9 protein-coding genes are annotated in these 12,347 nt (G+C 73.0%); 6 read left to right on the top strand and 3 right to left on the bottom strand.

All coding sequences use genetic code 11. The features are described 5' to 3' along the window. Nucleotides 1–36: 36 nt before the first annotated feature. Complete coding sequence (locus tag HDA40_RS42030; RefSeq protein WP_253753599.1) at nt 37–1,293, bottom strand: type VII secretion protein EccE; 1,257 nt, start codon at nt 1,291–1,293, stop codon at nt 37–39. Between the two features lie 139 nt (nt 1,294–1,432). Here HDA40_RS42030 and HDA40_RS08230 point away from each other — a divergent pair, with 139 nt between their 5' ends. From HDA40_RS08230 to HDA40_RS08215, 4 genes are read left to right on the top strand one after another with little or no spacing between them, the layout of a single operon-like run. Then, nucleotides 1,433–3,199, top strand: a complete 1,767-nt coding sequence (locus HDA40_RS08230) for a fibronectin type III domain-containing protein (protein ID WP_253753596.1) — start codon at nt 1,433–1,435, stop codon at nt 3,197–3,199. After that, nucleotides 3,196–4,146, top strand: coding sequence for an AAA family ATPase (locus HDA40_RS08225; RefSeq protein ID WP_253753594.1), 951 nt, complete (start codon nt 3,196–3,198; stop codon nt 4,144–4,146). The genes HDA40_RS08230 and HDA40_RS08225 overlap by 4 nt, the downstream gene beginning before the upstream one ends. Before the next feature lie 2 nt (nt 4,147–4,148). Continuing rightward, nucleotides 4,149–5,249 (top strand): DUF58 domain-containing protein, encoded by a 1,101-nt coding sequence (locus tag HDA40_RS08220; protein ID WP_253753592.1) that lies wholly within the window; start codon nt 4,149–4,151, stop codon nt 5,247–5,249. Continuing rightward, nucleotides 5,246–7,273: a transglutaminase TgpA family protein gene (locus tag HDA40_RS08215; RefSeq protein WP_253753589.1), complete on the top strand. Its 2,028-nt coding sequence runs from the start codon at nt 5,246–5,248 to the stop codon at nt 7,271–7,273. The genes HDA40_RS08220 and HDA40_RS08215 overlap by 4 nt, the downstream gene beginning before the upstream one ends. A 4-nt stretch (nt 7,274–7,277) precedes the next feature. On the opposite strand, the gene HDA40_RS08210 is transcribed toward HDA40_RS08215, so the two are convergent. Continuing rightward, nucleotides 7,278–8,756, bottom strand: coding sequence for a serine/threonine-protein kinase (locus tag HDA40_RS08210; RefSeq protein WP_253753587.1), 1,479 nt, complete (start codon nt 8,754–8,756; stop codon nt 7,278–7,280). A 97-nt stretch (nt 8,757–8,853) separates the two neighbouring features. Between HDA40_RS08210 and eccD the strand changes: the two genes are divergently transcribed. Continuing rightward, nucleotides 8,854–10,224, top strand: coding sequence for a type VII secretion integral membrane protein EccD (gene eccD, locus HDA40_RS08205; RefSeq protein ID WP_253753584.1), 1,371 nt, complete (start codon nt 8,854–8,856; stop codon nt 10,222–10,224). Between the two features lie 5 nt (nt 10,225–10,229). Further along, a complete protein-coding gene (gene eccB / locus HDA40_RS08200) occupies nt 10,230–11,651 on the top strand; it encodes a type VII secretion protein EccB (RefSeq protein ID WP_253753582.1) in 1,422 nt (473 codons plus the stop codon). A 35-nt stretch (nt 11,652–11,686) separates the two neighbouring features. On the opposite strand, the gene HDA40_RS08195 is transcribed toward eccB, so the two are convergent. Further along, nucleotides 11,687–12,346 (bottom strand): winged helix-turn-helix domain-containing protein, encoded by a 660-nt coding sequence (locus HDA40_RS08195; protein ID WP_253753580.1) that lies wholly within the window; start codon nt 12,344–12,346, stop codon nt 11,687–11,689. Nucleotide 12,347 lies beyond the last annotated feature (1 nt).

Genomic DNA, 12,347 nt, shown 5'->3' with positions numbered 1-12,347 from the left:
TCAGCCGCCACGATCGACCGCGGCACTCGGTCCGCCTCAGCGGTCCGGCCCGCCGATCGGCAGCGTCGCGGCCACACCCTTGCCGTGGCGCCCGTCCAGACGTTCCACCTCGACCCCGCGCTCGCCGGCGATCCGTTCAAACTCGACGGCCGCCTTCTCCACCGCGCCGTGATCGAGCGCCGCGAGGCGTACCACCGCTTCCGTCGCCGCTTCGGCCCGGCCCGGTCGCCGGTGCGCCGTCACGGCCAGCGTGACAGCGACCCCGGGCGCCAGGACCGGCAGCTGATCGGCGAGCGCTGCGGCATCACCGATCCGGAACGTGATCTGAGTGATCGGCCCGCTGCGCCAATGACGCCAGGTCTCCCGGATCTGGCCGCGTCCGGCGTTGACGTGCGCCAGCGCCGCGAGCGTACTGAGCACCTCGTGCTCGACGAGGACTCGTGCGGGCAGGCCCTCCTGGCGAAGCCGGCGCAGGACCCGCCGAACCGCGTTGCTGAGGACGCGGTGCACGTCCGGATCGCGGTGGACGTCGACCGTGCGTCTAGCCTCGAGCGCGATCCAGGTCCGAGGTGGACGGCTGCGGTCGGTCCCGGCATGCCGCACGACCTGCACGGCGAACGCGACGGCCTCGCCCGCGCCGGGCAGCAGGTCGGTGGCGGACGGAATCGCGCCGGGCTCGCCGGTCGGCTGGAGGACGGCGGTCGCTCCGGCTGCGCGGCTCACCATGAACAGCTCACCCGGGACGGTCACCGCCTCGGGCGCCAAGAACCGCAACAGCGCCGCTCCGGCCTGATCGGTCAGGTCACGGTCGCGGTCACGGCGTACGAAACCGAGCCAAAGCACAAGCCACTGGTACGCCCGGCGACCGCGTACCGGGATCGCGGTGACCGCGATGAACGCCGCCGCCACGGTGATCACCGCGATGGCCAGCGGCCACGGCTGACGGAGTGCGACGACCCCGGCGATCAGCCCGAGCTGCCAGCACATGATCTGGACCAGCACCGCCCGGCGGGGACGGCGTACGCCGGGTGACACGATGGCAGGTGCCGGACTCGGCCGCACGGTGGCTGCCGGCTGCTGTTCGACGGGAGCGGGCGGGGCAGCGGCAGCGGCCTGAGCGGCGGCCAGTGCTGCGTACGCCGCCTCGCGAGCTTCGGCTCTGGGTGCGGCCAACGCCTGCGCCCGAGCGATGTGCGCGGCGTCCACATCGGTGGCCGGGCGCGCCTGCTGGACGGGCAGCGGCGGCCCGGCCGCGAGGTTCTCCGCGCTCTGTGCCCACCCGGCGCCTGTCACGGACCACACTATCCGGCCGGATCAGGCGACCGGGCGAACGATGGCACGATGCTGCCACCCCGCGCCGGCGATCATCTACTGTGGGCACAATTCGACCTACGATCGACTCCGGCTGTGGGAGCAGATGTGGGGGCCCGCCATGACCACGGATGAGACGCCAGAACGCGGCAGGCTGGCCGGGATGCGGCCCCGGCTCGTGGTGGCGGTCTTGGTCCTCGCGTCGGCCGGTCTGCTCGGGCTGGTACTGACCGACCGGTCGCCCGCCGCCAGCAACCTGCAGTTCGCCCAGGCGGGCCACTGGGTCTACAACGACAGCCGGGAGACCGCGTATCACGTCGACGGCTCGACCAGTCAGGTCGACGTCCAGGTCTCGGTGCCCGGCGGCGAGGCGGGCAGCCTCGTGGCGCAGGGCGACCAGTCGGGCTACGTGGTGGGGCGGTCCCGGATCACCGAGTTCGACAAGTCGACGCTGACCGTGGAGGCGAGCCAGACGCCGCCGGCGACCGAGCGCCCGGAGGTCCTCGAGGTCGCGGGCGGCCCGTATCTGGTCTACCGCAACGCCGGTCAGGTCGTGCGGCTCGGCGATCCGACCGCGACGGTCCCGGCGGGCGGCCCGCTGTCCCGGCCCGCCGTCACGAGCCACGGTTCGGTGTGGCTGCACCGGATCGACACCGGTTCGCTGTGCGAACTGGCGTCCGGCGCGACCCGGATGACCTGTGTGGCGCAGGCGGCTCAGGGCCACACCGGCGCGGTGACGATTGTGGACGATCGACCGGTGCTGGTCGACACCACCGCGGACACCTTGCAGACCTTCGGCAAGGAGGGGCTCGGCAAGGCGGTGCCGATCGGCGTCGACCTGCCCTCGACGGCGCAGGTCGCCAGCGGCGTGGCCGCCGGCCGGCTCGCGATCGTCGACCCCGAACGCGGCAAGCTGCATCTGATCGACACGGCCGGTCTGCAGAGCCGCCCGGTCGCCAAGCCCGTGGCCGTCGACCTGCCCCCGGGCGGCCGCTTCGCCGATCCCGTCGCGACGCCGCAGGTCATCGCGGTGCTCGATCAGGTCAACAACGAGCTGACCACCTACGACAGCTCCGGCGTCGTCCGCGGCCGGGTGCCGTTGGTGGACGCCACGACGTCCGAACCGGTCCGGGGCGAGGACAACCGCATCTACCTCGACGGCGCCGACGGCACCCATGTGCTGGTGGTCAACGGGGAGAACGGCGTCGTGACCAAGGTGGCGGTGGGCGGCACGTCGCCACACCCGACCACGACGTCGACGCCGCCCAGGCAGACCCCGACCACCGGGACCACCACCGCGCCGGGCCAACCCGGCGGGCCCTCCGTGCCGGGCGCGCCTCGCAACGTGACCGCCACGGCCGGGGACCGTACCGCGACCGTCCGATGGTCGCCGCCCGCCTCGAACGGCTCGCCGGTGACGGCGTACCGGCTGTCCTGGCCGGGCGGGTCGACCCGGGTCGGCGGCTCGGCCACGTCCGCCACGGTGACCGGCCTGGCCAACGGGACGACCCACGTCATCACGGTGACCGCGGAGAACGGGTCCGGCCGCGGTCCCGGCACCGGCGTCCGAGTCGCGATGCCCTCGCCGGCCGCCGGGAAGCCGGTGATCACCGTGCAGGTGCCCAGCGTGTGGTTCGGAACCCGGCCGATCACCGTGGTCTGGGCCCGTCCGGCCCTGCACGGAGCCACCCTGGTGCACTACGTTGTGAAGGTGCCCGACCAGCCCGATCAGACGGTGACGACCGAGAAGGCCGCCTACGCCAACATCTTCAACACCACGGCGGCCATCACGGTCACGGTGTACGCGGTGACGCGCTACGGATCCGGGTCGCAGATCAAGGGCGGGACCGGCAGCGCGCTGATCCCCGCCGTCGTGCCGATGCCATGACGGCCCCCGGTGACGCGTACAACCTGATCGCCGGCAACGTGCAGCAGGTGCTGCACGGCAAGCCGGACGCGGTGCGGCTGGCCGTGACGACGCTGTTCGCCGAGGGCCACCTGCTCATCGAGGACGTGCCCGGCGTCGGCAAGACCACGCTCGCCCGGTGCCTGGCCGCCAGTGTCGGCGGCGCGTGGAACCGGATCCAGTTCACCCCGGATCTGCTGCCCAGCGACATCACCGGCGTGATGGTGTATCACCAGAGCACCGAGCAGTTCCAGTTCCACCCGGGCGGGATCTTCGCTCACGTGGTGCTGGCCGACGAGATCAACCGCGGTACGCCGAAGACCCAGGCCGCGCTGCTGGAGGTGATGGCGGAGAACCGGGTGACGGTCGACTCGGTGGGCCACGACGTCCCGCGCCCCTTCATGGTCGTGGCGACGCAGAACCCGATCGAGATGGAAGGCACCTATCGGCTGCCGGAGGCCCAGCTCGACCGATTCCTGATGCGACTGTCCATCGGCTACCCCGATCATGACGCCGAGACCCGGGCCGTCCAGGGCGACCGAGCCGGGATCTCGCCCCACCGGCTGGAGCCGGTGCTCTCCCTCGACGAACTTCAACAGGTGATCACCACCGTGCGGGCCGGTCACGTCGACCCCGAGGTCGTCTCGTACGCGGTCCGGCTGGCCGCGGCGAGCCGGGAGCACCCGCATGTGCGGTACGGCGCCAGTCCCCGGGGAAGCATCGCGCTGATCCGGGCCGCGCAGGCGTTCGCCGCCACGCACGGGCGCGACTTCGTGACCCCGGACGACGTGAAGGACATGGCCCGGCCGGTGCTGCACCATCGGCTGGTGCTCACCCCGGAGGCGGAGCTGCGGCAGCGGCAGGCCGACGACATCGTGGCCGAACTGCTGGCCGACACGGCGGTGCCGACGGCCCTGGCCGGCCGGTAGCCGTGCGGCTCACGCGTCGTGGCGTGGCCCTGCTCGCCGGTGGGATCGGCTGCTACCTGCTGGGCGAGTACGCAGGGTTCGCCGTGGTGCGGATGATCGGCGGTGCCGCCGTCGGCGCGGTGTCGCTGGCGTTGCTGCTCGCGCGATTCCGCCCGGCGGTCCAGCTCAGCAGGACCGTCGATCCCGAGCGGGTCGAGCGGGGGCGGCCCGCGTTGGCGTCGCTCGTCGTACGCAACCCAGCGCACCGGTGGCTGGCCGCGTTCACCGTCGAGGACCGCGTGGGCGCCGAGACGCGCCGGATCCAGGTCAGGTCGCTGGCTCCGGGGGCGCTGGCGGCGTACCACTATGAATTGCCGACCGGCGTGCGTGGTCGTCATGAGCTGGGCCCGCTGAGCTTTTCCTCGAGTGACCCGTTCGGCCTGGTCCGGGCCGCGCACCGGCTCGGCGGTGACGCGGAGCTGTGGGTCGATCCGCGGCGGCATCGGGTCCGGGCCGGCCGGTCCGGACATCCGCGGCACCATCACGACGGCCCGGCCGCCGATCGCCTCGTACGCGGATCGGTGGACCTGCGCGCGGTCCGGGAGTATGTGGTCGGTGACGAGGTACGCCACCTGCATTGGAAGGCGAGCGCCCGGACCGGCCGCCTGATGGTCCGCGAGTACGCCGACCCCGTCGAGGCGCGGTTGACGGTGTTGCTCGACACGCGCGCCGGCGTGCTGAGCGCTGGGCAGTTCGAGGAGGCCGTCGAGGTCGCCGCGTCCCTCGTGTACGCGACCCTGACCGCCGGCCAACCCTGCCGCCTGGTCACCTCCTCCGGAGTGGACTCCGTTGTGGACGGTGGACTCCGTCAAGCCCGGCTGTTGCTGGATCCGTTGTGTCTGGCCGATCAGGACGCACCGGACTCCGCACCGCTGGTCCCCGAGCGGCTCGGCGCCACGCGCCCGGGCGGCGCGCTCGTCGTGATCGGCGGGCCGGACGACGTCGTCGAGCGGTGGCGACCGGACACCGTGATCCGGTTCAGCGGCACCGAGCCGGCCGCCGGGGTGATCGCGGCGACGGATGCCGCCGACGCCGTTGCGCGATGGAACGCGGGGATCGGATGACCGGAGCGTCCGGTCGGCCGACACAGCTCGCACTGGTGGGACTGCTGGGGTCCACGGCTACCGCTGGGCTGTTGTTCGCGCCGGTGTTCGGGCTGCGAGCCTTGATAGCGCCGGTGTTCGCGGTGGTCCTGGTGTGTTATGGCGGCGTCGAGCTCACTCTGCGCCGGCCGAAGCTGGCGGCGGTGCGGCCGCTGCTCCTCATGACGGCCGGCGGGCTGGTGGCGTGGGCGACCGTGTCGCCGTCCAGTACGCCGTTGCAGACACTGCGCCACGGCGTCACTGACAGCTGGCGACTCACCCTGGAGTCCACCTGGCCGGCTCGGCCGGACGCCGAGCTGCTCATGTTCGTGCCACTGGCCGTGTTGCTGGCCGGACTCCTGGGCGTGGAGATCCTGCTGCGCATCGGGCCTACCGCGGCAGTGCTGCCCGGGCTGGCCCTGGTCGTGCTCGCGCAGGCGTACCAGTCGCTCGACGGCGGATCGGCGGCGCTGGCCGTCGTCTGCTACGCCGCGCCGGCCGCCCTCGTGTTCTGGACCGGACGCCCGCCACCCGTCGTCATCGGGGCAGCCGTGGTCGCCATGCTGTTCGGCGCGGTGGGATTCGGTGTCCTGGATCCGGCCGGGCGTGATGCGTACCAGTTGAAGGAAGGTCAGGCCGTAGCGCCGCCGCCGACCCGCGTGGCCAACCCGCTGAGCGAGATCGCGCAGCGGCTCGCCGATCCCGATCGGGAGGTGTTCCGCTACCGGTCCGACGGGCCGGTCGACCGGTGGCGGCTCGTGGTGCTGGACGGATTCGACGGCGCGAACTGGTACGCGACCGCGCGGATGCTGCGGATGGGCGCCCCGCGGGGCGCACCCGACGGCGATCTCACCCGAAGCGCCGACGTGCGGGTGAGCGGACTGTCCGGGCCGTGGCTGCCGAGCCAGGCGATCCCGCGCGGGGTGGACGGGCTCGCCCCGCTGGTCGATCAGACCGCCGGCACGCTGCTGCTCGACCGAGCCGGGCCGGTCACCTACCGGTTGACCTGGTCGGAGCCGGTCTCGCTCGGCGCGGGCACACTGGACACGCAGGCCGCCGGCGGGTTCGGCGGGCTCGGCGTCGTGCCGGCCGGCATCGACCAGCAGGCCCAGGTGGCGACGCGGAGCATGCGTCCGACCCTGCAGGCCGCGCTGCAACTGGAGCGCTACTTGAGCGCGAACTATCAGCTGGCCGCCGGTACCGACCTGCCGACCGGGCACGGCTGGCCCCAACTGCGGAACTTCCTGCTCGACAGCAGGCGCGGCACGAGCGAGCAGTTCGCCGCCGCCTTCGTCGTGCTGGCCCGGATGAGCGGCATCCCCGCCCGGCTCGTCGTCGGCTACCGCGGCGGCGTCGACGCCGGCGGCGGCCTCCACGTCGTTCGCAACGGCGATGTGCTGGCCTGGCCGGAGGTGGCGGTCGAGGGCGTCGGCTGGGTGCCGCTCGATCCGACCGCGCGCGCCACCGCCGCGTCGTCCAGCGGGGGACTCGCGGCCGCCGCGGCCAAGGCCCGCGATCAGCTTCCGGCCGAGGACGAGCTGCCTGCGGCCCAAGAGACAGTGGAGACACCGCCGGTCCCGGTCCAGGATCAAGGGCGGAGCTGGCGGCTGCTCACGGCTTTGCCGCCCGGCCTGGCTCTACTGTGGATTCTGGTGGTACGCACAACGAAGCGCGTCCGCACCTGGCTGCGCCGTCGCCGGACGGGTGCGGCAGGAGTGCTCGCCGCCTGGGCGGAGGTACGCGACCGCCTGGCCGAACACCGAGTGCCCTATCGCGCCGGGATGACACCCCGCGACCTGGCCGCCGAAGTGTCCGATGAAGACATCGCTCAGCACGTCCGCCGACTGGGCGTCATCATGGACCGGACACTGTGGTCGCCGGACCCCCACGCCGACGCGAAGAGCGCCTGGGAGTCCGTCGACCTCGTCCGCCGGGGACTGGCGCACCGCAGCCTGCGGGCACGCCTGCGCGCGGCGCTCGATCCGCGTACGCTTGCGCGCCGGTGACGCGTCAGAGTTTGCAGCGCGCGCCACGGATCGGGAGAGCCTCGCTGGTCCAGATCTGCCGTCCGTCGGTGGCCCGCACCTGGAAGCAGTATTTGCGATCCGGATCGACCGGCACCGTCAGCGTACGGTCGCGGCGGGCGACGAGGACCATCGTGTCGATCTGCTCACCCGCGACCACCACCGCGAAATCCAGGTCGCCTTCGGCGCTCCAGGTCAGCCGCACCTTGCGGCCCAGATCGGCCGGCGGAGCGAGCACGACTCGCGGCGCGGCCGACGGCGAGACCTGGGGAGAGCTGCCGGCGGCGACGGTGGACGGGTTCGCCTGCGAGGGCGACTGCTGATCGTCCAGCACCATCGGCAGGACGGTGACGAGGCCGACCGCCACCGCACCGAGCCCGACGAGCAGGCCGTGCTGGGGCTTGAACCGCCGCCGTGGTGTCCGGGGCTCGGCGGTGGTGTGGATGAGCGTGCGGCCGCCGACCATGGGCGGGGGAGCTGCTTCGGTGGGGACGACGACGTCGGAGACGGCGACGGCGGGGATCGGGACGGCGGGGATCGGGACGGCGGGGATCGGGACGGCGGGCACGGCGACGGCAGGGGCGGTGAGGACGGCCGGGCTCAGGTGCGCCGCGGTGGGAGTGCTTCCGGCGAAGTCGTCGAAGTCGAAGTCGTCGTCCGGGACGGCCGGCCGGACCTGCAACCCGTGCAGCACCGCGGCCACCTCGGCCGCGTTCGCGGGCCGGTCCGCCGGGTTCTTGGCCAGCAGCCGCCCGACCAGTTCGGCGAGCACGCCCGGAGCGTCGTGCACGACCGGCGGCGGTTCCCGCAGCACCTGCAGGATCCGCTCGCTCGTCGCCTGCCCGGTACGCCGCGGAAACGGTGGCGCGCCCGTCAGCATCGCGTACAGCACAGCACCCAGGCCGTACAGATCGGACGCGGGCGAGCGTAGATTCTCGCGAAGCGTCTCGGGAGCGGTGTATTCCAGGGCGTGCACCGGATCGCGCGGGAACCGGTCGCGCAGCACCACTCCGAAGTCGCCGACGACGATCTCGCCGGAGCGCCGATAGAGCACGTTGTGCGGGGTGACCGCGCCGTGCGTGATCCCCACCCGGTGGGCGGCGCCGAGCGCGTCGGCGATCGCCGAGCCGGCGTCGACGATGTCGGCCAGGCTCAGCGAGCCCAGCGTGCCCGCCAGGGAGCCCGAGCACAGCTCCATGCGTACGCCGGACCGGCCATCGGACGTCTCGACTACGTCGTCGACGCCCAGGATCGCCCGGCACCGTAGACTGTCCAGCGCCCGTCGCTCCCGGTCGAACCGAGCGGCGGTGTCCCGGTCGAACCGGTCGGCGAAGACCTTGACGGCGACCTCCGCGCCCGCCAAATGGCCCGCGTAGACCGTGGCGACCGGCCCGGTAGCCAGCACACGCGGGGCGATGACGGAGCCGATGTCCATGAGTCCATACTCCACCGTTGGCACTGCCACGCGCCGACCGTAGGCCCCCTGCGAAGTCGCGGGCGCGGGGCGGCAGCTTGCTGCCAGGAGGCCCGCGCACCGGGCGGCACCGTCGAAGCTAGCTCGCATGCAGACCACCGGCCTGGTCAAGGTCACCATCGCGGCGCCCCGACGCCGCCTGGACATGGCGTTGCCCGAGCAGGCCGCGATCAGTGAGATCCTGCCCGGCCTGCTGGCCCGGGCCGGTGAGGGGCTGGCCGACGACGGGGTGCCCGGCGGCTGGCTGCTGCGACGGGCCGACGGCACGGTGTGCGAACTGGACCGAACCCTTGCGGCCCATCGGATCCGCGACGGTGAGATCCTGCAGCTGACGCCCAGCCAGACCGAGTGGCCCGAGCTGGAGTACGACGATCTCGTCGACGCCATCGCCACCGGATCGCAGGGCACCGGCCGCGCGTGGGGACCCCGGCACACCCGGCACGCCGCGTTGACGATCGGCGCGGCGGCACTGCTGACCGGCCTCGTCGCGGTGGTACGCGCCGGATCGCCGTGGACGCCGCCCGCGCTGTGGGCGCTCGGGGTCGCCGCGATCCTGCTGGCCGCCGCCGTCGTGCTGGCCCGGGCCGTCGGCGACGCGGGGGTGGGTGCGGTCCTGGCGGCGACCGCGTTGCCGTACGCGTTCGCCGGCGGCGGCCTGGTGCTCGCCGGGGCCACCCCGATGACCGGGTTGTCCGCCGGGCATCTGCTGCTGGCGGGCGCGGCATTGCTGCTCGCCGCGCTGGTCGGCTATCTCGGGGTGGCCGCCGCCGCGCCGGTCTTCGCCGGGGCGGCCGTGCTCGGGCTGCTCACCGTGGCCGGGGCCTGGCTGGCCGGCACCGAGACCCTCACCACGGCCGAGGCGGCCGCAGTCCTGGCCGCGATCGTGCTCGCCCTGTCGACGGCGTACGCGCCGCTGTCGCTGCGGCTCGGCCGGGTGCCCATGCCGATGCTGCCCCGGTCGGCCGCCGACCTGATCCGCGACGATCCGCAGCCGTCCCTGGAACTCGTGCACGCCGCCGTCGTACGCGCCGACGCCCTGCTCACCGGGATGCTGGCCGGTTCGAGTGCGGTCCTGGTGGCCTGCCAGATCATCCTGGTACGCAGCGGCAGCACCGCCGGGGTGGTGCTGGCCGCCCTCGTCGGCGTCGGGCTGCTGCTCCGGGCTCGGCTGTATCCGATCCTGCATCAGCGGATCCCGATGCTGATCGCCGCTGTGCTCGGACTGGGCTGCCTGGTCGCCGGTCCGCTGATGGGCGACCGGACGACCTTGCTCGCCGTCGCCGGACCGGTCGTCCTCGCACTCGGGGCGACCGTGATCGCCACCGGGGTCGCCCGCAAACACAGTCCCTACCTGAGCCGCTTCGCCGAGTACGCCGACATGCTGGTGATGGCCGCGATCGTGCCGGTCACCTGTGCGGTGCTCGGCCTGTACGCGTACGTGCGTGGGCTGGGGGGCTGAGGCTGATGGCGTCCAAACGCGACCAGCTGCAGGCGTACCAGTTCCTGATCCAGCGGGCCACCTCGGCGCTGGTGCTCCGGGAGACCGATCCCGAGCAGCTTCCGTTCCGCCGCCCGGCCGCCGCCTCGTACGCCGGTGTCGCGCTGGCGATCATCGTGCTGGCCTGCTTCGGCGTCTACGGCATGATCGTGCCCGGTGGGGCGAACACCTGGCGGCAGGACAACGTCGTCATCGTCGAGAAGGAGACCGGCACCCGCTACGTCTGGACCCAGGGGCGGCTGCATCCGGTCACCAACTACGCCTCCGCGCTGCTGCTGGTCGGCACGCACGGCAAGACCGAGCGGGTGTCTCGTGACTCGCTGGTCGGCGTTCCCCGTGGTCCGCGGCTCGGCATACCCGATGCGCCCGACGCGCTGCCCGGAGCAGATCGGCTCCTCACCGGAGCCTGGTCGCTGTGCTCGTCGCCCGCGACCGACGTGACCGGCGGCCGGGTCGACGAGTCCGTGCTGCTCGTCGGCACCGCGCCCACAGGCGGCTGGAGTCTCGGCGACCAGGCCCTGCCGGTGCAGCTCGCCCCCTCCGGCGAGCGATTCCTGATCTGGCGCGGCCACCGGCATCCCATCAACGACTACGCCACGGTCGGCGCCGGTCTCGCCCTGACCACACTGCCCTGGGTACGCGTCGGCCAGGCGTGGCTGGACGTCGTGCCGTCGGGCGCCCCGATCGAGCCGATCGCGACACCCGACGCGGGCCGGCCGTCCACCGCGGTCGCGGGCCGGACAGATCTGCGGATCGGGGCGCTGCTGGTCGTGCAAGCCTCCGGTGGCAAGCAGTACTACCTGGCCGAACGGGACACCTTGCGGCCGATCACCGAGCTGCAGTACGACATTCAGCGCGCGTACCCGCCGACGCTGGCCGCCTACCCCGGTGCCGAGCCGTACGCGATCGACCTGGCGCCGTCGTCGGCCGCGGCCGCGCCGCAGCCGAGCCCGGTCACCGACCCCGCTCCTCCAGCGCGGCCGGAGATCGCTCAGCTGCCCGGCCGGGAGGCGACGGTCTGCACCACGTTCGCGCCGGGCGAAGCGGTTCCCCGGTTGACGGTGGACCCGGCGTTGCCGCCGGCCGACCCGATGTCCGTCACGATCCGCCGGACCAGCACCGGAACCCCGCTGGCCGACCGGGTCTACGTGCCGCCGGGCTGGGCCGCCGTCGTGGAGGCGATGCCGTCCCCGCAGGCGCCGGCCGGAACGCTCACGGTGGTCACCGATCTGGGCCGCCGATATCCGGTGGCCGGCCCGGAGGTGCTCGGCATGCTCGGCTACCGGGCCGACCGGGCGGTACGCCTCCCGGCCAGCCTGGTGGCGAGACTGCCCGACGGGCCGGGACTCGACCCGGAGGCCGCCCGGCGGCAGTCGCTGAGCGGCTGACATCACGGTGCTATGCGGGTGCGATCACGGCGCGGTCAGGGTGCGATCAGATAGCCGAATCCGCGCACCGTATGGATCACCGTGGGTTCCCGCAGCTTGTGCCGCAGCTGGCCGATCACCACGTCCAGGACGTTCGACGCCGGGTCCGCCATCTCGTCCCAGGCGTACGCGACCAGCTCCTGCCGCGAAACGGGCTGTCCCGGTCCGGCCATCAGCCGTTCCAGGATCAGGAATTCCTTGCGGGCCAAGGTCAGCAGTACGCCGTCCCGGGTCACCCGATGCCGGCTTCCGTCCAGCTCCACATCGCCGCAGCGCAGCACCGCCGGCCGTCCGGACGTGCTGCGCCGGCACAGACTGCGTACGCGGGCGACCAGTTCCGCCATCGCGAACGGCTTGACCAGGTAGTCGTCGCCGCCGAGGCGCAGCCCGTCGATGCGGTCGGCCTCGCTGTCGCGGGCGGTCAGGAACAGCACCGGCAACTGCCAGCCCTCGCCCCGACGGCGATGGACATAGGTCAGCGCGTCCCCGCCCGGCAGCATCCGGTCGAAGACCGCGCAGTCATAGGTGTTCACGAACAACGCCTCGTCGGCGGCGGGCAGGTCGGCCGCGCTGTCCACCGCGAATCCGGCACCCCGCAGCGCCACCTCGAGGGCGAGCCGGAGATTGCCGTCGTCCTCAGTGATCAGCACCCGCACG

Source organism: Hamadaea flava (assembly GCF_024172085.1).
In the GTDB taxonomy this organism is placed as follows: domain Bacteria; phylum Actinomycetota; class Actinomycetes; order Mycobacteriales; family Micromonosporaceae; genus Hamadaea; species Hamadaea flava.
Note: the sequence above shows the minus strand (reverse complement) of the source record. Positions and strands in the feature narration are given on the sequence as shown.

Bases quoted from the DNA above. Each gene is read 5' to 3' on its own strand.
- HDA40_RS08230 (WP_253753596.1), top strand. From the start codon at position 1,433: ATGACCACGGATGAGACGCCAGAACGCGGCAGGCTGGCCGGGATGCGG.
- HDA40_RS08225 (WP_253753594.1), top strand. From the start codon at position 3,196: ATGACGGCCCCCGGTGACGCGTACAACCTGATCGCCGGCAACGTGCAG.
- HDA40_RS08215 (WP_253753589.1), top strand. From the start codon at position 5,246: ATGACCGGAGCGTCCGGTCGGCCGACACAGCTCGCACTGGTGGGACTG.
- eccD (WP_253753584.1), top strand. From the start codon at position 8,854: ATGCAGACCACCGGCCTGGTCAAGGTCACCATCGCGGCGCCCCGACGC.
- eccB (WP_253753582.1), top strand. From the start codon at position 10,230: ATGGCGTCCAAACGCGACCAGCTGCAGGCGTACCAGTTCCTGATCCAG.